The sequence below is a fragment of the Marichromatium purpuratum 984 genome, assembly GCF_000224005.2.
GTDB classification, from domain to species: domain Bacteria; phylum Pseudomonadota; class Gammaproteobacteria; order Chromatiales; family Chromatiaceae; genus Marichromatium; species Marichromatium purpuratum.
In genome coordinates this window covers 2656154-2677211 of sequence record NZ_CP007031.1, presented here as the reverse complement: position 1 = coordinate 2677211, position 21058 = coordinate 2656154, and the positions used below count along the sequence as shown (strand labels likewise).

Genomic DNA, 21058 nt, shown 5'->3' with positions numbered 1-21058 from the left:
GATCGAACGGTTCGCGCCGGTCTCGGCGCGGCTGGCCCCCGGTCCGCCCGGGCGCCTATCCCGGCGCGGATCGCGATGGGTTTTATCGAACTCCCCGGGCCGCCGGGCCGCTTAGACTAGGGTCGCCGTGAGCGCCCCGACCGCCCCAGACACACAACCGCGAAGGACCCCCGTGGAACCCAGCTTCGTTCATCTCCACGTCCACTCCGAGTACTCCCTGGTCGATGGCCTGGTGCGGATCAAGCCGCTGATCAAGGCCACCGCCGCCGCCGGGATGCCCGCCGTGGCGATCACCGATCAGTGCAACCTGTTCGCGCTGGTGCGCTTCTACAAGAGCGCACTCGGCGCCGGCATCAAGCCGATCGCCGGCGCCGATCTGCTGATCCGCGACCCCGACGACGCCAACCGACCCTTTCGGCTGGTACTGCTGGTGGAGAACGCCACCGGCTATCGCAACCTCACCCGGTTGATCTCGCGCGGCTATGTCGACGGTCAGCACCAGGGCGTGGCCATGGTCGAGCGCGACTGGGTCGAGGCCGCCGCCGAGGGCCTGATCGCACTCTCCGGCGGTCCCGAGGGCGATGTCGGTCGGGCGCTGCTCGACGGCGACGCGGCGCTTGCCGAGCGGCGTCTGGCGCGCTGGCAGGCGGTATTCGGCGATCGTTACTATCTCGAGCTGATCCGCACCGGTCGACCGCGCGAGGCGCGGCTGGTCGAGTCGAGCGTGGCGCTGGCGCTGCGCTGCGACGCCCCGGTGGTGGCCACCAACGACGTGCGCTTCCTCGCCGCGGCGGATTTCGACGCCCACGAGGTGCGGGTGTGCATCCACGACGGACGCACCCTCGATGACCCGCGGCGCACCCCTCGCTACAGCCCCGAGCAGTATCTGCGCTCCCCGGAGGAGATGGCCGAGCTGTTCTCCGACCTGCCCGAGGCACTGGAGAACTCCGTCGAGATCGCCAAGCGCTGCAACCTAGAACTGACCCTCGGCACCCACTCGCTGCCCGACTTCCCGGTGCCCGAGGGGATGACCATCGAAACCTTCTTCTCCGAGCAGTCGCGCCAGGGACTGGAGTGGCGACTCGGGCGTACCTTCGACACCAGCGCGCCTGAGTTCGCCGAGCAGCGCAAGGTCTACGACGAGCGTCTCGCCGTCGAACTCGACGTGATCCTCGGCATGGGCTTCCCCGGCTACTTCCTGATCGTCGCCGACTTCATCCAGTGGGCCAAGGAGCACGGCATCCCGGTGGGACCGGGGCGCGGCTCGGGCGCCGGCTCGCTGGTGGCCTATGCGCTCAAGATCACCGATCTCGACCCGATCGAGCACGATTTGCTGTTCGAGCGCTTTCTCAACCCCGAGCGCGTCTCCATGCCCGACTTCGACGTCGACTTCTGCATGGAGGGGCGCGATGCCGTCATCGACTACGTGGCGCGCAAGTACGGGCGCAACGCGGTGTCGCAGATCATCACCTTCGGCACCATGGCCGCCAAGGCGGTGGTGCGCGATGTCGGGCGGGTGATGGGCCACCCCTACGGTTTCGTCGACCGGGTGGCGAAGATGGTGCCCTTCGAGCTGGGCATGACCCTGGAGAAGGCGCTGCTCGAGAGCGAGGATCTGGCCGACAGCTACGAGCGCGATGAGGAGATCCGGGCGCTGATCGACATGGCGCGCAAGCTCGAGGGGCTGACCCGCAACGCCGGCAAGCACGCCGGCGGCGTGGTCATCGCCCCGACCGTGCTCACCGATTTCGCGCCGCTCTACTGCGAGGCCGGTGGCGACAACCTGGTCACCCAGTACGACAAGGACGACGTCGAACAGGTCGGTCTGGTCAAGTTCGACTTCCTCGGCCTGCGTACCCTCACCATCATCGACTGGGCGCTCAAGACCATCAACGAGACGCGCGCGCGCCACGGCGAGGGACCGCTCGACATCAACCTCATCGACCCGCACGACGAGACCGCCTTCGGCCTGCTCAAGCGCTGCGAGACCACCGCCGTCTTCCAGCTCGAATCGCGCGGCATGAAGGAGCTGATCAAGAAGCTCCAGCCCGACAGCTTCGAGGACATGACCGCGCTGGTCGCACTGTTCCGTCCCGGTCCGCTGCAATCGGGCATGGTCGACGACTTCATCGATCGCAAGCACGGCCGCGCCGAGGTCGCCTATCCGCACCCCGCGCTTGAACCCATCCTCCAGCCCACCTATGGCGTCATCCTCTATCAGGAGCAGGTGATGCAGATCGCCCAGGTGCTGGCCGGCTACTCGCTCGGCGGCGCCGACCTGCTGCGTCGCGCCATGGGCAAGAAGAAGCAGTCGGAGATGGACAAGCAGCGCGCCATCTTCGAGCAGGGCTCGGTCGAGCGTGGCGTGGAGCTGGCCACCGCGACCTACATCTTCGACCTGATGGACAAGTTCGCCGGTTACGGCTTCAACAAGTCGCACTCGGCCGCCTATGCCCTGGTCAGCTATCACACCCTGTGGCTCAAGGCCCATTATCCGGCCGCCTTCATGGCCGCGGTACTCAGCGCCGACATGGACAACACCGACAAGGTGGTGACCCTGATCGACGAGTGCCGAGCGATGAAGCTCGCCGTCGAGCCACCGACCATCAACCGCTCGGCCTACCGCTTCACCATCTCCGGCGATCGCACCGTGATCTACGGCATGGGCGCGATCAAGGGCGTCGGCGAGGGCGCAATCGAGTCGATGATCGCCGCACGCGAGTCCGGCGGTCCCTTCCGCGACCTCTGGGACTTCTGCCAGCGCATCGACCTGCACCGCGCCAATCGCCGGGTGCTCGAATCCTTGATCCGCGCCGGCGCGCTCGACGAACTCGGTGCCAACCGCGCCACGCTGATGGCGGAGTTGCCGCTGGCGCTCAAGTTCGCCGAGCAGCAGCACGCCACCGAGGCCGCCGGGCAGGGCGACCTGTTCGGCGCGCTGGAGGATGCCGCGGCCCCCGAGCCCGATCCCCAGTTGGCACGTGAGCCGCATCCCGACTGGGACGACGAGCAGCGTCTGCTCGGCGAGAAGGAGACCCTCGGGCTCTATCTCACCGGTCACCCGATCGATCGCTTCGAGGAGGAACTCGGCGCCATGGTCGGGCTGCGCATCGGCCGCTTGCTCGAGACCGATCGCGACCAGGGGCGGCGCGGTCGCGATCGCGAGAAGCGCACCGTGGTCGGGCTGGTGGTCGGGGTGCGTCACGGCAAGACCCAGCGCGGACGGATGGGCTCGGTGGTGCTCGACGACCGCACCGGGCGGATCGAGGCGACGGTGTTCTCCGATCTCTACGAGGAGTCTCGCCACCTGCTGCAGTCCGACCAGATCCTCGCCATCACCGGCACCCTGAGCTTCGACGAGTACCGTGACAGCTGGAGCCTGCGTGCCGACGACGTGCGCACCTTCGAGCAGGCGCGCGCCTCGCGTGCCGATCACCTGATGCTCGAACTCGACCTCTCCGACCCGGCGGCGCATGCCGCCGGGTCGGAGCGGGTCGAGGCGCTCGCCGCGCTGCTCGGCGAGTTTCGTGACGGCGATCTGCCGGTGCGGCTGCGCTATCGCCGTCCCGGCGCCCGTGGCGAGCTGGTGCTCGGCGAGACCTGGCGGGTGCAGCCGACCGATCTGCTGCTCAAGCGGCTGCGCCAGCTGCTCGGCGCCGGTGCGGTGCGGGTCTCCTACGAGCGCCCGGCACGGTCTGCGCCACAGCGCGAGCCGTCGCTGCCGCTGCGCGCCGTCTCCTGATCAGCCGCCGGCCCGGCGCCGGCGCACCAGGGTCTTCTCCAGCTCGACCAGGAACAGCACCGTGGAGCCGACCAGCGCGATCACCAGCCAGTCACCGGCGGCGATCGGCGCGGTGCCGAAGAGCTGCTGCAGCGGCCCGAGGTAGGTGAAGGCGAGCTGGAAGAGCAGCAGCACCGCCACCGCGAGCAGGGCATAGCGGTTGCCGAGCAGGCCGCGTGCGCTGAGCACCGGGGCGTCGATATAGCGGGCGTTGAACAGGTAGAAGATCTCGAACATCACCAGGGTGTTGACCGCCACGGTGCGCGCCTCCTCGATGCTCGCCTCCCGCGCCAGCGACCACAGAAAGAGCCCGAAGGTGCCGATCATCAGGATCAGCGAGACATAGCCGATGCGCCACAGATGGCGACGGTCGAGCACCGGCGCGCGGGCGTCGCGCGGGGCGCGGGCCATCACCCCCGGTTCGGGCGGCTCGAAGGCCAGGGCCAGGGCCAGGGTGACGGCAGTGATCATGTTTACCCAGAGGATCTGCACCGGGGTCAGCGGGAACTGGTGGAAGCCCATCACCAGGGCGCCGAGCACCACCAGCGCCTCGCCGCCGTTGGTGGGGAGGATGAAGACGATCGCCTTCTTGAGGTTGTCGTAGACGGTGCGCCCCTCCTCGACGGCGTTGGCGATGGAGGCGAAGTTGTCGTCGGCGAGCACCATCTCGGCGGCCTCCTTGGCCGCCTCGGTGCCGTTGATCCCCATCGCCACGCCGACGTCGGCGCGCTTGAGCGCCGGGGCGTCGTTGACCCCGTCGCCGGTCATCGCCACCACCCGACCCTCGGCCTGCAGCGCCTCGACCAGCCGCAGCTTGTGCTCGGGGGTGACGCGGGCATAGACGTCGACCTCACCGACCCGGGCGCGCAGCGCCGGCTCGTCGAGTCCATCGAGTTCGGCACCGGTGAGCACCGCATCGGGGTTGGCGAGCCCCACCTGACGGGCGATGGCGCTGGCGGTGGCGGCGTGGTCGCCGGTGATCATCTTCACCCGGATGCCGGCCTCGGCGCAGGCGCGCACCGCGCTGATCGCCTCGCTGCGCGGTGGGTCCTGGAGTCCGACCAGACCGAGCAGTACCAGCCCCTGGTCGAGGTCGGAGAACGCCAGCGTAGTGGTGCCACTCGGCATCGGTTTGAGCGCCACCGCGAGCACCCGCTGGCCGGCGTCGGCCAGTCGCTCCATACGCGCGAGCCAGTCGGCGCGATCGAGCGCCTGCGGCCCGTCGACGCCCTGGACCTGTTCACAGCGCTCGAGCAGCGCCTCGGGCGCGCCCTTGACGAAGACGACGCACTCGCCCTGGTGATCGTGATGCAGCGTGGCCATGAACTTGTGCGCCGAGTCGAAGGGGATCAGGTCGGTGCGCGGCAGCTCGCGGTTCAACGTCTCGGGATCGAGTCCGGCCTTGATGGCGGCGACCAGCAGCGCGCCCTCCATCGGGTCGCCGCTGACCCGCCAGCCCTCGGGCTGTTGCTCCAGTGCGCTGTCGTTGCAACAGACGAGCGCTCGCAGCATGCGCCCGAGCAGCGCGTCGTCACTCGGTTGCAGCGGCTGCCCGGCGACGCTGAAGCCGCCGTGGGGGTCATAGCCGCTGCCCTCGACCTCGACCGTCTGGGTGGCATCGACCAGGGTGCGCACGGTCATCTCGTTGCGGGTGAGGGTGCCGGTCTTGTCCGAGCAGATCACCGCCACCGTGCCCAGGGTCTCGACCGCCGGCAGGCGGCGGATGATGGCGTTGCGCCCGGCCATGCGCTGCACCCCGATCGCCAGGGTGATGGTCATGATCGCCGGCAGTCCCTCGGGGATGGCTGCGACCGCGAGCCCCACCGCGGCGAGGAACATCTCGGCGGCGGTGTAGTCGCGCACCAGCACGCCGAAGGCGAAGGCCAGCCCCGCCACCAGCAGGATCACCGCGGTCAGCCAGCGCCCGAACTGGGCCATCTGGCGCAGCAGCGGGGTGGTCATCTGCTCGACTCCGGCGACCAGGGCGCTGATCCGGCCGATCTCGGTGGCGCCGCCGGTGGCCACCACCACCCCGGTGCCCTGGCCGGCGGTGACCAGGGTGCCTGAGTAGGCCATGCAGCGCCGATCGGCGAGCACGGCGTCGCTGGCCAGCGGCTCAATGTCCTTCTCGACCGGCACCGACTCGCCGGTGAGCGCCGCCTCCTCGATCTGCAGTCCCTTGACCTTGAGCAGACGCAGGTCGGCGGGGATCTTGTCGCCCGACTGCAGCTGCACCAGATCGCCCGGCACCAGATCGCTCGCCTCGACCGTGACCAGTCGGCCGTCGCGCCACACCAGGGCGTGTTGCGAGAGCATGTCGCGGATGGCGCGCAGCGCGTCCTCGGCCTTGCCCTCCTGGACGAAGCCGATGATCGCGTTGACCAGCACCACGCCGAGGATCACCCCGGCGTCGAGCCAGTGCTGGAGCAGTGCGGTGACCACCCCGGCGACCAGCAGCACATAGATCAGCACGTCGTGGAACTGGGCGAGGAAGCGCGCCCAGGGGCCGCGTTGCTTGCCCTCGGGCAGCCGGTTGGGACCGTGCTCGGCGAGGCGGCGCGCGGCGCTCGCGCCGCTCAGCCCCGCGGCCGGGGCGTCGAGTCGGGTGAGGATCTCGTCGGCATCGAAGGCGTGCCAGTCCGGCGCGGCTGGCGCGTCGGTGGTGGTGGGTGTGCGCTCGCGGTGGCGTCGTGCCAGCCACAGCACGGTGCCGACCCCGACGGCCAGCGCCGCGAGGATCCAGAGCAGGGTGAGGGGCATGTCGGACATACGGGCGGTCTCCTGTTCGCCTGGGCGGGCCCGCGCGGTGATCGCCGGGCTCCGGTGAAACGGTCTCGCCGTGGTCGTCGCGCGGGGCCAGGTCGCAACCAGGCCGGGGTTCGAGGTGTTGAACCCCATTGATCTGCGCGGACGGAGTCGGCGGTCCTGACCTCATTAGGGTATGACTCGCTCGACCAAGTTCAGTCTAGTCGGTGGGGGCCGGGTTTCAGCTTTCGGCCGCCAGCCGCCAGCCGGAAAGACTGAACCGCAAAGACACCAAGGGCGCGAAGGGATTCAAGCTGCCAGCGATCAGCGATCAGCCTCCAGTGGGTGTGCGCGCTCGGCGCCAGCGCCGCTTGCCATCCGGCGTGGCCCACGCTCCAGGCGTCAGTCTTTGAGGGCAGCGCAACTGGCGACTGGAGGCTGACCGCTGGAGGCTCTGTTCCCCTTTGCGCGCTTTGTGTCTTTGCGGTTCAATCCCTGGCCGCTGGCCGCTGGCCGCTGGCCGCTGGCCGCTGGCCGCTGGCCGCTGGCCGCTGATAGAGTGTCCCCACCGAAGAAACTGCTCTGTGGAGGGATCGCCGATGTCGGCTGCGCTGATGATCCGGCGGGGGTTGGTGGTGCTGGCGCTCGCCGGCGCCGTGGTGCTCGGGTTCCGGCTGGTGGAGGATCTCGGGCAGCTGCAGCGGCTCGAGGGTGATCGTGCCGAGCTGCGTCACGCCCGCTATGGCATGCTCGACACCGAGCAGTGGACCCGGCGGTTGAGCGCCGTGCTCGCCGAGCGCATCGCCGACTTCGAACTCGACGAGCGCACCCGGCCACGCGTCCTCGCCACCCTGACCGAGGCGATCAAGGCGCTGATCGGCGAGATCGAGCGCCAGTTGTCGCTCAACGCGCCGCCCCGTGGCGGTGACTGGCTGACCCAGCTCCAGGGCACGCTGCACCAGCAGTTGCAGTCGCGGTTGATCGACTTCGACGCCCTGCGCGCCCAGGCGCCACGCTATGCCGAGCGGCTGCTCGCGGCGCTCGAGGGGCCGGGCACCGAGGCGGCGATCCGCGCCGAGCTGCTGGGGCTGCTCACCGCCGCCACACCCACCGAGGTCGAGCACTCGCCGGTGCTGAAGGCCCTGCTCGAGCGCCATGGCTGTGCCGAGGTCGGGGCCTGCGCCGCCGCGCTCGAGCGCGAGACGGTGGCCTTGCGTCCGGCGATCGACCAGCAACTCGGCGTGCTGCTCGGTCTCGCCGCGCTGATCTTCGCGCTGGTCGCCTGGGGGCGGGTGCAGGAGCGTCGGCTCGACGGTTTCGCGCTGGGCGCCGCGATCGCCATCACCCTGGTCCTGCTGCTCACCGCGCTGTTCAGTCCGATGCTCACGATCGAGGCGCGTGTCGACCGGCTCGGTCTCGAGTTCCTCGGTGAGTCGGTGGTGTTCACCGATCAGGTGCTCTACTACCAGTCCAAGAGTCTGTTCCAGGTGGTCGAGATCCTGATCCGCGCCGGAGGGGCGGATCTGTGGCTGGTGGCGTTGCTGATCACCCTGTTCAGCGTCGTCTTCCCCGCGCTCAAGCTGCTCGCGACCCTGGTCTATCATCGCGCTGCCGGCGCGCCGGTCGCGGCACCGGTGCGCTTCTTCGCGCTGCGCTCGGGCAAGTGGTCGATGGCCGATGTGCTGGTGGTGGCGCTGTTCATGGCCTATCTCGGCTTCGACGCGCTGGTGGCCAATCAGCTCGACACCCTTGGCGCCACCGAGGCGACCGTGCTCACCACCAATGGCACCGCGCTCGCGCCCGGGTTCTATCTGTTCCTCGCCTTCGTGCTCGCCAACCTGGTGTTGTCGAGCCTGATCGAGCGTGGCGCCGGGGAGCGGCGGCGATGAGTCGGCGCTGGGGTCTGGTGTTTGCAGCGGCGCTGCTGATCCCGATGGTCGTGGCGGCCGACGGTGACTGGCGCGCCGGGCTCTCCGCTGGCGGCGAGGTGCGTGTCGAGCCGGAGACGCGTCGTGCCTGGCGGGTGGGCGAGGACGGCGAGCGTCGGCCGCTGTGGGACGGGGTGCATCGGCTCGAGGACGGCTCGGTGGTGATCGTGCGCGAGGGCACCGTGGTGCCGAGCGCGTCGATGCAGCAGCAGTGGTCGACGGATGTGCCGATGACCGACGAGGCGGCGGTGGCGACACCCTCGGACTGTGATGCGCTGGTCGAGCAGGTCTGTGGTCCGGCCGCCGGCTGTCTGCGCTCCGAGTCCTGTCGGCTGGCGCTGGAGCTGCGCGCGCTGGCGCTGGACGAGGCGCGCGCCGAGGGCGATGCCACTGAGACCCGGGCGCAGTGTCGTGAGGCGCTGGCCGAAGGGCGACTGGGGCGCTGCGGCGATTGAGTCGGTGCTCAGGGCAGGATCAGGGTCATTCCCGGGGTGAGCCGGTCGGGGTCGTCGAGCAGGTGGCGGTTGCCCGCGAACAGGCGTTGCCAGCGCCCCTCGGTGCCGTAGACGCGCCGGCTGATCAGCGCCAGCGAGTCGTTCTCCTCGACCCGATAGAGACCGCGCGCGTCGGTCAACACGGCGAGCAGCGCCTGATCGAGCTGGAGCTGGGTGCGGGCGCCGGCGACCTCGATCTTCCGTCCCGCGCCACGCGCCGGCTGTTGCAGGGTCTCGACGAGCACCCGGTAGGAGGTCGCCGCGGCCGCGCGCGCCTCGTCGATCTCCAGGGTGCCGCCGAGCGCCGGCGGCAGTCGGCGCAGCAGCTGGTCGAGCCGGTGGGCGTCGGTGCGTGCCTCGTCGAGTGCGGCGCTGGCGTCGAGATGCGCTTGCGATTGGGCACGTAGCGCCTCGCCGAGTGCGGCGCGGGCGTCCTCGCTCCTGGCCAGCTCCTGGCGCAGCCGTTCGAGGGTCTGGGTGCTGGTGGCGAGCCGGCGCTCGGCCTCCATCCGCGCCTGATCGGCGGCCTTGCGCGCACCGGCCGACTCGCGCAGTTTGTCCTGCATGCCGGCGATATGGGTCTCCAGCTCCTCGATGCGCGAGGGTGGGGCGATGGGATCGGCGGTGGTGAGGACGGCGGGCTCGGCGACCGCGCGGGTCGCGCTGCACAGAGCGAGGGCGAGGACGAGGTTACGCAAGGCGATCAACTCCATCCGGCGAGTCGGGACTGTCACCGCCACTACCGTCCCTGGTGGTGGCGGTGCCGGGGGCCGGTGCGCTGGGCAGCCGAACCCCGGGGTGTGGCGACCGCGTCAGTCGACGCTGGGCAGCCCGGCGAGGGCCATCGCGACCTCGCTCTCGGCATAGTCGAGGTCCTTGAGTTTGCCACCGATGTAATCGGTGTAGGCCTGCATGTCGAAGTTGCCGTGACCGCTGAGGTTGAACAGGATGGTCTTCGACTCACCCGATTCGCGGCACTTCTCGGCCTCGTGGATGGCGGCGCGCACCGCATGGTTGGACTCGGGCGCGGGCAGGATGCTCTCGGCCTTGGCGAACTGCAGACCGGCGGCGAAGCACTCGAGCTGATTGTAGGAGCGCGGGTCGATGTGGCCAAGCTCGGTCAGATGACTGACCAGCGGCGCCATGCCGTGGTAGCGCAGACCGCCGGCGTGGAAGCCCGGGGGCACGAAGCTCGCGCCGAGGGTGTGCATCTTGCAGATCGGCGAGATCTGGGCGGTGTCGCCGTAGTCGTAGGCGAACTTGCCCTTGGTGAGACTCGGGCAGGCCGAGGGCTCGACGGCGATGCACTGGACCTTGCGCCCACCGCGCAGGTGGTCGCCGATGAAGGGGAAGGCGATACCGGCGAAGTTGCTGCCGCCACCGGTGCAGCCGATGACCATGTCGGGCTCGGCGTCGGCCATCTCGAGCTGCTTCTGTGCCTCCAGGCCGATCACCGTCTGGTGCAGCAGCACGTGGTTGAGCACGCTGCCGAGGGCGTACTTGGTGTCGTCGTTCTGTGCGGCCAGCTCGACCGCCTCGCTGATCGCCATGCCGAGGCTGCCGGTGTTGTCCGGGGTGTCGGCAAGGATCTTGCGACCGCACTCGGTGGTGTCGCTGGGGCTGGCGATGCAGCGGGCGCCGAAGGCCTCCATGAAGGCACGACGGTAGGGCTTCTGGTTGAAGCTCACCTTGACCATGTAGACCAGCACCTCGAGACCGAACATCGAGCCGGCGAGCGCCAGCGACGAGCCCCACTGACCGGCGCCGGTCTCGGTGGTGAGTCGCTTGACGCCCTCGACCTTGTTGTAGAAGGCCTGGGCGACGGCGGAGTTGGCCTTGTGGCTGCCGGTGGGGCTGACACCCTCGTACTTGTAGAAGATCTTGGCCGGGGTATCGAGCGCCTGCTCCAGTCGACGGGCGCGGTAGAGCGGCGAGGGACGCCACTGCCGCAGCACGTCGCGCACCGGTCCGGGGATCTCGATCTCGCGCTCGGTGCTCATCTCCTGCTCGATCACGCCGCGCGGGAAGATCACCTCCAGCTCCTCGGCGCTCAGCGGTTGCCGAGTGACCGGGTTGAGCGGCGGGAACATCGGCTCCGGCAGGTCGGCGTTGATGTTGTACCAGAAGCGGGGCAGGTGCTGCTCGTCGAGCAGGTACTTGACTGGGTCACTCATGCTGTCGTCTGACCTCGGTGATGGATGGGGCGGCCGATGACGAATCCGCCGCGCTCTCGTTCGCTCGCGACGCGCGGGTGGTCGCGCGCTTGGGTTCTCTGGTTGCGGAGGGATGCCCCGGATGACGCGATCCCCGGAATGATGAGGGATGGTGGCGCAAAAGCGCGCCGCGCGCGTTGCCTGACATCAATCGGGGGGCGAAATCCCGCCGTTTGGCGGGGCGATTGATCGTTGCGACGGCACTCCGGGGTCGTCCGGCGGGAGATGTCGCGTCATGTCCGCCGGCGTGGATGTCGCGTCCGGCGTCCGGGTTCCGCGCGGTCATGATACCGCGCGAGCGTGTGCGGGGTCGAAAGCCCGCGTGCATTCCCCGGAGGACTAGTGTCCCCAGCAGGCGGCGGCGTCGCGGCTGGCGTCGCTGCCGACACGCCGCTGGCCGACGTGGTTGAGGGTGAAGGTGCCGCAGGCGTCGCCGCTCATGGTGCCGGTGGGCACCGCCTCGAGCTGGAAGCCCTGGGCGCCGCTGCGATCGGTGTCGTAGCCGATGCTGTAGTAGGCGCCGCCGCTCGCTGGCACCTGGGTGATCGGCAGCGTGGGCAGGTTGGCGCCGTCGAGATAGCTGCTGCGCTTGGCGTAGTGACGCTCCAGGAACTGGGCGTTCTGCAGCAGTGCGGTCTTGGCCTCGGCGCGATAGGAGCGCTCGATGTAGACGCGGTAGCTCGGCAGCGCGACGGCGGCGAGGATGGCGATGATGGCCACGGTGATCATCAGCTCGATCAGGGTGAAGCCGTGGGGCCGGGGGTTCTTGGTCTGGTGCATGGTGACGGTGTCGTTGCGCCGACCGGGCGCGCGCCCGGTCGGTTGGTTGGTTCAGAGGAGTTGGCGCCAGTCGATGCGGTGCATCTGGCTCTCGTCGGGCGGCGTGGGGTCGTCGTCGGGCGGCGGGTCGTCGGGCGGCGGGGGCGGCTGGCCCTGCTTCAACGGGATGTCGTCGGGGTCGGCGTTGCCGGTCGAGCTGGCGGTGTAGGTGACGACGTGTCCGCTCTCGTCGCGCATCAGCAAGGCGCCCTTGGTGAAGCCGCTCTGCGGGTCGAGCACCACCCCGATCACCGGGCTGCCGTCGTCGCCGCCGACCCGGTCGCCCGAGTCGAAGCTGTCGTCGTCGTTGATGTCGTAGAGCGAGGCCCCCTCGGGGAGGGCGCCGGTGATCAGCGAGAAGGTGTAGTCGGTCTTGTGACCGCCACGGTCGCAGGGGTCGTTCGAGGGGGTCTTGGTGATGAAGGTCACCCAGCTGGTCGCCTCGCTGAACTGCTGCACATTGGGCATGTAGTCGAAGCGCTCGGCGGGGTTGCGCCCGTCGTGGTCGAGGTCCAGATACCAGCCCCGGTCGTCCATCCAGCTCACCGTGCCCTGGGCGGTGAAGGTCTTCACCCGGCGCCCGTCCTTGACGGTCTCGGTGGTGCGCCGGGCGATGAGATCGGCGCGCTCGAGTCCGGCGTGTCCACCGTCCTTGTCGAAGATGACATAGAAGCTCTGCTGCTGGGTGTCGGTGATGTCGGTCTGGGAGAGATAGCGCCCGGTGCCGACATAGACGATCACGCCCCCGCCCTCGGGCGAGGTGACGACCGCCGGGCGGGCGGTGATCGGTTGGCGCGCGCCGTCGTCGTCGGTGGCGACGAACAGCGGCGCCGGGGTGCCGCCGGCGTCGGTGGCCACCGCCCAGTCGCCGTCGGTCTCGCGCTCCAGCTTCCACAGGTTGCCCTGGAGGTCGCCGACATAGATGCGGTCGACGATGCCGTCGTTGTTGGCGTCATGGAGCGCCGGGGAGGACAGGCCGTTGTCGCCGGCGGTTGCGGGCAGGGTGATCTTCTCGCGATCGGACTTGCCGTCGAGCGAGACCAGATAGAGCACCGCGCGCCCGTTGTCGCTGTTGTAGCCGTTGCCGAAGATCAGCGCCCAGCGATCGGGAGCGGTGGCGGCGATCTGTGGGGCGCTGTAGGTCAGTCCGAGATCGCGGTCGTCGGCGTCGGTGAACTCCCAGATCACGTCGTCGGCGTCGAACGCCTCGGGGTCGCTGACGTCGAGCAGGAAGACGCCTCGCCCGCCACCGCCCAGCGCGCCGGCGAGATAGGTGCGCCAGGCGCCACCGACATGGGCGTCGCCGAGGGTGAGCGGACCGTCGACGAAGGGTCGATGCTGATAATTGATCTCGGGCAGCGCGTCGAGGTCGTGATAGACGGCGTAGGGGACGTAGGCGAACAGCTCACGGCCCGAGGCCGGATCGTCGAGATCGGCGCGGAAGCCGTGCAGCATGCCGTCGTTGGCGCCGACATAGAGCATCGGCAGACGTTGCTCCTTGGCGCGCAGATAGGCCGCGTAGCCGTCCTTGCCGCTGACCCCGGAGCTGATGGCGCCATAGCCCTGATCGGTGGCGCCGCTGTAGAGCGGGTCGGCATTGAGCACGTCGCCGAGCTGGCTGGTGGCGCGGTCGCGCAGGGTGGCGTCGTGGATGCGGCCATAGCGTGGCTGTGTGTCGCCCGCGGGGTCATGGTAGCTGCCGATGCCGTTGCAGCCACTCGCCTGCAGGGCGACGCCGAGGGTGTCGGCGGTGGTCTCCACGACCCGGAAGCGTCCGTTGTAGTGCGGCGAGTCCACCGGCCCCTGGTCGTCCTCGACCTGCACCCCGGAGATCACCACCTGGTCGCCACTGCTGAAGGGGTGTCCCTTGACGGTGAAGGTGGCGAAGGTGCCGCGCCAGGATGTCGAGCAGTCGGCCCCCTCGATGCGCCCGTCGCCGCGCAGCCAGGCCAGTCGTCGCGTGCAGTCGGTGCCGAGTGCCGCGCCCAGGGCGCCGTTGCAGCGGTCGAAGGCGGTGGCGCCGACGGCGCCGTTGGTGGTGAAGATGCGGCGCGCGTAAGGGGCAGGCAAGCGTTGGGAGGCGCGCCATAGCTCGGCGTCCTCGCGCGCCGGGCTGGTGGCGACGACATCGCCGCTCCAGTCGGCATTGAAGCTGGCGGTGAAGATGGCCGTCCCGGCATCGTTGAGCCACTCACCGTTGGCCGTCGGGGTGGCATAGGTGCCCGAGTCGGTGGTCGAACTGATCGCGCCGATGATCTCCTCGAAGGCGGCGGTGAGCGAGGCGGGGTCCTCGGCGCTGTAGAAGCGGCCGCGACTGTTGATCGCCGCGTGCCACAGGTCGTAGACCTTGAGTGGGTCGTAGGAGCGGATCTCGAAGCTCGGCCAGGACTTGCTGCCCGCGAGCAGCGCCTGGTAGTCGCCGCCGTAGGTGCTGCCGCCCCAGGCCGGGTCGGTCATGCTCGCCCCCAGCCCCAGGCCGACGGTGAAGTTGGTCATGTGCTGCCAGGTCGCCGGGTCGTTCCTGGGGTTCCAGTAGCGCGTCTCCTTGTCGCCCTGGGTGTCGAACTCGAATATCGGCACCTTGTCGCAGGTGGCGCCGGTGCAGTCGGGCTGGCGATCGCCCGACCCCCGGCGCAGGTCCGTCGCCCAGTAGTAGAAGGCGAGATCGCTGATCGTCGCCGAGTACATCGTGTCCTTGTAGGGCGGCCGGGCGCGGTACTTGGTGCCGTCCGGCAGCGTCCAGTTGCGATTGGTGGCGTTGGCCGCGCCGGAGAAGTTGTTGCCGTGGCCCTCGTCCTTGGCGTTCCAGATACCGTCGGTCATCATGATGTGGAAGTTGCGCCGGCAACCGTGGGCCTCGCCGTTCCGTCCCGATGACTGGTCCTCGTAGGGCTCGCTGGTGGTGAAGTAGTCACCGGCGCGATACATCGCTGGGCGCAGCGGGGTGCCCCCATTGGTCTGGATCTGGGAGACCCAGTCGAAGAAGTTCTCGCGGTGGGTGCCGCTGAAGGTGTCGATGCGGTTGTCGCCACGCCGGAATTGCCGGCGCGTGCCACGACAGTTGCTGTAACTGTCGAGCGGGCATTGATTGAGCGTCTGCCAGGCGACCCGCGCGCTGTCGTCGAGCCGCGCGAAGCTCAGGGTCGCTGCGGTCATGGTGGCGAGGTTGCGCGAGCGGTAGAAGGCGTACCAGTTGGCGAAGTTCCGGCGTTCGTCGCTGCCGTCGGGGCCGGAGTCCTCGTCGACCTGAACCAGGGTGTAGCAGTCGTTGTCGTCGAGTTCGCCGTTGCAGCGCCGGTTGCCCGGCTCGAAGCGGTAGTAGTAGGCACGAACGTCATTGCTCCATCTGCCACCATGATCGTCGTCGTCGTCGTCGTCGTCGTCGTCGTCGTCGTCGTCGTCGCGCCAGCCGTAGTAGTCGCTGTATCGCCTGGTGTAGACCTCGTTCGAATAATGCGGCATCCAGCTCTCCTCGAGCCGGTTGCCGTAGCGCCACGTCAACCTCCGCGTCGGACGATAGTTGTCGGTCAGGTCGCGTGTGCCGTGGTCCGGCTCGTAGCCGTTGCGGTAGGCGGTGGCGAGTGCCCGCTCCGGGGTCGATGTATCGCTCGACGAGGGCAGGGGGTTGCCGTCGCTATCGCTCGGCGGGGTATAGGTGGTCTCGGGGTCGTAATAGATGCCGTTGTAGTCGCTCGACTTGAAGTAGCGCTCCTCGAAGTCCTCGCTATCGCGCTGATCCGGTGCATAGCCGTAGCTCATGCTGCCCGAGTCGTCGATGGTCAGCAGGATGTTGGGCTCGACGCCGGCGCTGATGAGGAAGGGCGGGATGTCGGAGATCTCGATCGCCGGTGCCGCCGTGGCCGCCAGCAGCAGTCCGAGCAGCAGCCCGCGCAGTCGTTGTGGGGATCGCGTGCACATACTTACTCCAGTCGATACAGGCTCTGCAGGATGACCACCGAAGCGGGGTCGGCACCGACCCCGCGTGCGGTGACCCGGTAGTAGGGGCAGGACTCGGTGGCGTTTTGCTCGCAGCGGGCCTCGGGCAGGCGCTCGATCACGTAGCGGGGTTGTTCGGCGAGACCGTCGAGCGCGGTGCTCACGCTGACCACCTGGGTCTGGCCCCAGTTGAAGCGATCGCGCCGGTAGGCGGGCGTGTTGTCGGCATCGTGGGCGATGGTGTGGTCCTGCTCGAACTGGTCTCGGTCACTGATGGTGTCGGCCATCAATGCCCGATCGGCTGCGCGCAGCGCCGCCTCGGCGGCCTGGAAGGCGAGGTCGTGGTTGCGGATGCTGGTGCTCATCCGCTCCTGCTGGGTGTTGTGTACGGCGCTGGTGGTGCCGATCAGGGCGAGCACGGTGAGGAAGATCAGGGCGATGATCAGTACCGCGCCGCGTTGTCGGTGTTGGAGAGGATTTGGGCTCATGGCTGGATCAGGCGGTTTCTCACCGCGATGGTGCCGCTGACGGTGCGATCGTCGAGCGTCCCGTCGAGGTCGTTGGTCGGGGTCAGGGTGAGGGTGACGCGGATGGCGAGGACCTGTGCCCAGTTCGCCGCGGGATCGGTGGCGCTGCTGACCTGATCGGCGCGGACGTAGCGATTGACACTCTTGTCCGCGTCATCATCGATCCCGTAGAGGATCTGCAGGTCGGAGACGCCCTCGACGACCTCGGTGTCCTCGTCATCTTGGCGCACCATCAGCGCGGGTTCGCCCTCGTCGTTGGTGCCGACGAAATAGCTGTGGGCGATCAGCGGGTAGAGCCTGGGGGTGGCGATGTCGCCACCGAAGCCGCAGGCGGTGCTGTATATGGGGTCCGTGGGGGTCGTGGGGGTCGTGGGGGTCGTGGGTGCCTTGGGGACCAGGGTCAGGGTCGTCGGCGAGTTCGTGCCGCAGCCGGTGCTCGGGTCGGTGGACTTCACCTTGAAGGTCGCGGAGAAATAAGGACTGGCGGCGATCCAGGTCTGGTCCTTCACGGGATAGTGGCTGGGCTGGCACTCCAGGGTGAAGTTCCCAGTATGCACATCGCAGGGTGCGGCGAGCACGAACGCATGATCGGTGTCGGCGCGCACGATGTGAAGGACGTCGCCACGCAATCGTCCGCTGAGGTTGATGGTGTCGTGCTCGTCGTCGAGTCCGTGCAGTGGGTTGGCGATGTCGGTGGTCTCGGGCGGCCAGCTCGCGGGGGCGCTGTCGAGCTGGTAGCCACCGGTGTAGCCGGCCATGCGCACGTCGCGGGTCAGCGCGAGGAAGGCGTAGCGCGCGTCCTCCTGGAGCATCGCCAGGGTATCGGTGGTGCGCTGGGTGGTGCGGGTACTGACCATCACCGCGCCGAGCGCGGCGATCATCATCAGGCTGATGGTCGAGGCGATCATCAGCTCGATCAGGCTGAAACCGCGTTGACGGATCATGGCGTGGGCTCCGGCAGCAGGGTCTCGGTGGCGAAGCTGACCCACTCCAGCGTCGGGTCGGCCTCGGCGCTGGTCGGCAGTCGGGTCTCGCGCCAGCGCAGTGTGACCTCGACCTTGTCGCCGTTGAAGGTGATCTGGCCCTCGCCGCTCGGCAGGTCGGCGGCGAGGGCCTGTTTCCAGCGCTGCAGGTCCTGGGCGCTGACCGAGGTGCCGGAGACGCTGTCGGTGAATCCGGTGGCATAGCTCGCGCGCTCGGCGCGATTGGCGCGCATCGACTCGATGATGTCGTGGGCGTGCAGGGTGGCATAGCTGCGCTGCAACGCACCGAGGTTGCTCTTCATGGTCAGCGCCTGCAGCGCGCCAAAGCCGAGCAGCCCGACGGCGAGCACGACCATGGTCACCAGCACCTCGATCAGGGTCAGGCCGCGCTGGCGGCGACCGGTGCGTGGGTGTCTAGCCATTACAGCTCCCCTTGTGGAATCGTACCTGGCCGGTGCGCTTGACCCGCAGACAGTTCTGCTCGCTGTCGGTGACCCGGATGTTGAAGCGGGTCTCGGCGGCCTCGCCGAGCGGTGGGGTGAAGACGATCGGGTCGCCGCTGCTGGCGGTGAGGGTGGCGGCCCCGAACGGGCGCACCACCTTGAGCAGACGGTCGTCGGCCTGCCCGTCACTGTCGATGTCGGTCTTGCCTGCGGTGGTGTCGGCATCGTCGCGCACGAACACCAGCCAGCCGTCAGCCCAGTCGGTGGTGATGGTGCAGGTTGGCTGATCGGCATCGGCGTCGCCGGTCGCGCAGACGGCGACGGTCTGGCCCCGGCTCAGCGACTCGACCCGGGCCTGCTGGAGACTGGCGCTGAGGCTGTTGGTGAGGCCGGTGAGTCGCGAGTTCTGCAGCAGGTGCTGGAAACCGGGGACGGCCAGCGAGAGCAGGATGACGGCGATGGCCAGGGTCACCATCAGCTCGATCAGGGTGACGCCGCTCAGACGACGGGCCGGCGTCAGCGGCTGGCTGGGCCGGCTCATGGCGATGCCCGGCGAGGGCTTCCGGCGGTGGACAAGATGGACTGCTGGCGAGCGGACATCGGCCTCCTTGCTGCTGGTGCGACCGGGACGTCCAAGTGTCCCGGTATCGGGTCGTTCATTGTACACGGTGTCATATCGGTGGTGGGTTGTGCGTCTGCGGGGTCGGCCCGCGCCATTCGGGGCGGTCGCACCGGGTGGTCCCGGTGTCTTGTATCGTGGGTCCCGCGCCCGATCATCAAGCATGACGGATGAGGACGGGCACGTCTGCATGATGGGTAACGTTTCGGACATCGGCGCGCGCCGATGTCCTCGGGCGGCTCAGCGCAGCGAGCGCATATAGGCGACCAGGTCGGCCAGTTCCTGCGGCGTCAGCTCGGTCTTGGGCATCTGCGCGCCAGGCAGGGTGCCGGTGGGGTCGAGCAGGTAGTCGCGCAGCCACTGCGCGCTGCGCTCGGCGCCGACCTGGTCGAGTGTGCCGCCGAGTGCGGCCATGGGGCCGGACTCGCCGCCCAGGGTGTGGCAGAGGTTGCACATCTTGGCCTCGTAGACCTGGGCGCCGCGTGCGGCGTCGCCGCTTGGGTCGGCCAGGGCGGTGGCGCTCAACAGGGTGGCGCCGATCAGTAGCGGGATGGCACGGACGGGCATCTTCACTCCTCGGTCGTGGTGGTGGGAAGGGCGTCGCCGGAGAGGTGCGCGCGCAGATCCTTGTGGCCGACATGGGGGTGGCAGTCGGCGCAGCTCAGGGCGTTGTCCGGCGCGAAATAGGTGCGGTGTCCGAAGGCCGCGGCCGGGCTCTGTTCGGGGGCGTGTTCGAGCGCGGCGTGACAGTTCAGGCAGGCCGAGTCGTAGAGGAAGTCGTTGCGTTGCTCGAGGCTGGTGAGCCAGTCGGGCTCGAAGACGAGCGAGACCACCTGTCCCCAGCCGGCCTTGAGACCGAACAGTCCCTTCTGCACGAAATAATTGGTGGGGCTGTCGTGGGGCAGGTGGCAGTCGGCGCAGTCGGCGCGCAGTCCCTGGGGGTTCTGGCCGCCGTGGACGTCCTGGTCGTAGGAGGCGACGAAGGCATCCATGGTATGACAACTGCTGCAGAATTCACGGTCGGACGTCGCCTGGAGCGCAGTCTCGGTGACCATCCAGCTCCCGCTCGCCAGCCCCGCCAGGAGCAGCACGCCCCCGCTCCCGAGCAGCAGCCATGTGCGTTTCTTCATCGTTTCCTCCACAAACCCTCGCCGTGGTCGGCGGGAGAACGGCTGCATCCTCGGCAGCCGACGAAAACAGGGTGCAGGTCCCGTTTCCGTCGAGCTTCAAGGCTCGCCCCAGGGGGCGGTGGAGTCTTGCAGTGCGCGGCGGTCGGTGAAACCTGCGACGGCTGACCGGGTCCGTCCGCATGACCTCATGCCAGTGCTGCAACGAGGGCATCTACTCGTTGGCGTGGCCGGGTCGAGTGCGGCGGCTCGAGCGGTCATCTGAACTATATCAATTGAACTATATCAATTGGATCGGAGACCTTCGCCGGGGTTCGGTGAAAATTACCTACTTAATTGCTTGGGATCATCGCTTGGATGTTTTTCGCCGGATCACCTGACATTGCTCGGGGTCGGCTCGCTGGCTTAACCTGCCGCGCCGTATCCGAGCCCCCGCTTCATCGATGATTATCCGTTGCCCGCGCCATTTGCCGAGATCCACTCAGCCCAAGGGGGCGCTGCCATGTCGCTGATCCTCGGCGCCGTACTGCTCGACGCGCTGCTCGGCGACCCGGTCTATCGGCTCCACCCGGTGCGCCTGCTCGGTGGCTGGATCGCGCGCTGCGAGCGGGCGCTGTTCGCGCGCGGGCTCGACGGCTATCTGGGCGGCGTCCTGCACTGGTTGCTGGTGGTCGGCGGCGCGCTCGTCGCCTGGTGGGGCGTACGCTTCGGGCTGGCGGCGCTGTACCCGCCGCTCGCGCTCGGCTGGGACCTGTTCATCGCCTACAGCCTGCTCTGCACCCGTGACCTGCTCGAGCACGGTCGGCGGGTGCTGGCGCCGCTCGCCGCCGGCGATCTGCCCGGCGCGCGCGCGCAGCTGGCGATGCTGGTGGGGCGCGACGTCGAACCGCTCGGCGTCGACGGGGTGACGCGCGCGACCATCGAGAGCCTGTCTGAGAACCTCACCGACGGCGTGCTCACCCCGCTGTGGGCGCTCTGTCTGTTCGGGGTGCCGGGGCTGGTGGTGGTCAAGGCCGTTTCCAGCCTCGACTCCATGGTCGGCTATCGCAACGAGCGCTATCGCCGCTTCGGCTGGGCCGGGGCCCGCTCGGACGATCTGGTGCACTGGCTCCCGGCCCGGCTCTCGCCGCTGGTGGTCGCGCTTGCCGCGGTGCTGCTGCGCGAGCACCCCGGCCTGGCGCTGCGCGCGGCCTGGCGCTATCACGCGCTGCTGCCGAGCCCGAACTCGGGTTGGAGCGAGGCGGCCTGTGCCGGGGCGCTGCGGGTGCGATTGATCGGACCGGTGTGGTCCGGCGGGCGCCTGGTCACCGATCGCTTCCTCGGCGATCCGACATGGCCGGCGGCGCTCAGCGCCGTCGATCTGCGGCGTGCGCTGCGGCTGCTGGGGTGGAGTTCGGTGGTAGCGCTCGCCTTTGGACTGGGGCTCGCGGCGCTGGGCTGAGG

The 21058-nt window shown here is 68.9% G+C and carries 15 protein-coding genes; 4 read left to right on the top strand and 11 right to left on the bottom strand.

From position 1 onward, the window contains the following. The first annotated feature begins 172 nt into the window (after positions 1–172). The gene (dnaE, locus tag MARPU_RS11650; protein WP_005223563.1) at positions 173–3742 is read left to right on the top strand and encodes a DNA polymerase III subunit alpha; all 3570 of its coding nucleotides are present in this window, start codon (positions 173–175) and stop codon (positions 3740–3742) included. Here the strand turns inward: dnaE and MARPU_RS11645 are convergent, their stop codons facing one another. Then, positions 3743–6550 carry a cation-transporting P-type ATPase gene (locus MARPU_RS11645; RefSeq protein ID WP_005223565.1) on the bottom strand — a complete coding sequence of 936 codons (2808 nt, stop codon included), beginning with the start codon at positions 6548–6550 and terminating at the stop codon, positions 3743–3745. A gap of 575 nt (positions 6551–7125) precedes the next feature. On the opposite strand from MARPU_RS11645, the gene MARPU_RS11640 reads away from it, so the two are divergent. After that, positions 7126–8415, top strand: coding sequence for a paraquat-inducible protein A (locus tag MARPU_RS11640; protein WP_005223567.1), 1290 nt, complete (start codon positions 7126–7128; stop codon positions 8413–8415). Beyond that, positions 8412–8909: a hypothetical protein gene (locus MARPU_RS11635; protein ID WP_005223574.1), complete on the top strand. Its 498-nt coding sequence runs from the start codon at positions 8412–8414 to the stop codon at positions 8907–8909. The genes MARPU_RS11640 and MARPU_RS11635 overlap by 4 nt, the downstream gene beginning before the upstream one ends. 8 nt (positions 8910–8917) lie before the next feature. Here the strand turns inward: MARPU_RS11635 and MARPU_RS11630 are convergent, their stop codons facing one another. From MARPU_RS11630 to MARPU_RS11585, 10 genes are all read right to left on the bottom strand, one after another. Then, positions 8918–9646, bottom strand: coding sequence for a LysM peptidoglycan-binding domain-containing protein (locus MARPU_RS11630; RefSeq protein WP_005223575.1), 729 nt, complete (start codon positions 9644–9646; stop codon positions 8918–8920). Positions 9647–9760: 114 nt separating this feature from the next. Continuing rightward, on the bottom strand, positions 9761–11122 hold the full coding sequence (locus tag MARPU_RS11625) for a TrpB-like pyridoxal phosphate-dependent enzyme (protein WP_005223576.1): 1362 nt from the start codon (positions 11120–11122) through the stop codon (positions 9761–9763). 378 nt (positions 11123–11500) lie between these two features. After that, a complete protein-coding gene (locus tag MARPU_RS11620) occupies positions 11501–11941 on the bottom strand; it encodes a type IV pilin protein (protein ID WP_005223577.1) in 441 nt (146 codons plus the stop codon). A 51-nt stretch (positions 11942–11992) separates the two neighbouring features. After that, complete coding sequence (locus MARPU_RS11615; protein WP_005223578.1) at positions 11993–15898, bottom strand: pilus assembly protein; 3906 nt, start codon at positions 15896–15898, stop codon at positions 11993–11995. Between the two features lie 2 nt (positions 15899–15900). After that, positions 15901–16404 carry a pilus assembly PilX family protein gene (locus tag MARPU_RS11610; RefSeq protein WP_005223579.1) on the bottom strand — a complete coding sequence of 168 codons (504 nt, stop codon included), beginning with the start codon at positions 16402–16404 and terminating at the stop codon, positions 15901–15903. Next, complete coding sequence (locus tag MARPU_RS11605; RefSeq protein ID WP_005223580.1) at positions 16401–17387, bottom strand: PilW family protein; 987 nt, start codon at positions 17385–17387, stop codon at positions 16401–16403. The genes MARPU_RS11610 and MARPU_RS11605 overlap by 4 nt, the downstream gene beginning before the upstream one ends. Then, positions 17384–17848, bottom strand: coding sequence for a type IV pilus modification protein PilV (gene pilV, locus MARPU_RS11600; protein WP_005223581.1), 465 nt, complete (start codon positions 17846–17848; stop codon positions 17384–17386). Before pilV ends, MARPU_RS11605 begins: the two co-directional genes overlap by 4 nt. Continuing rightward, positions 17841–18410 carry a GspH/FimT family pseudopilin gene (locus tag MARPU_RS16780; protein WP_005223582.1) on the bottom strand — a complete coding sequence of 190 codons (570 nt, stop codon included), beginning with the start codon at positions 18408–18410 and terminating at the stop codon, positions 17841–17843. The genes pilV and MARPU_RS16780 overlap by 8 nt, the downstream gene beginning before the upstream one ends. A gap of 318 nt (positions 18411–18728) precedes the next feature. Continuing rightward, a complete protein-coding gene (locus MARPU_RS11590) occupies positions 18729–19055 on the bottom strand; it encodes a c-type cytochrome (RefSeq protein WP_005223583.1) in 327 nt (108 codons plus the stop codon). 2 nt (positions 19056–19057) lie between these two features. Continuing rightward, positions 19058–19618: a cytochrome c3 family protein gene (locus MARPU_RS11585; protein ID WP_005223584.1), complete on the bottom strand. Its 561-nt coding sequence runs from the start codon at positions 19616–19618 to the stop codon at positions 19058–19060. A 499-nt stretch (positions 19619–20117) separates the two neighbouring features. On the opposite strand from MARPU_RS11585, the gene cbiB reads away from it, so the two are divergent. Then, a complete protein-coding gene (gene cbiB / locus MARPU_RS11580) occupies positions 20118–21056 on the top strand; it encodes an adenosylcobinamide-phosphate synthase CbiB (RefSeq protein WP_005223585.1) in 939 nt (312 codons plus the stop codon). Positions 21057–21058: the final 2 nt, after the last annotated feature.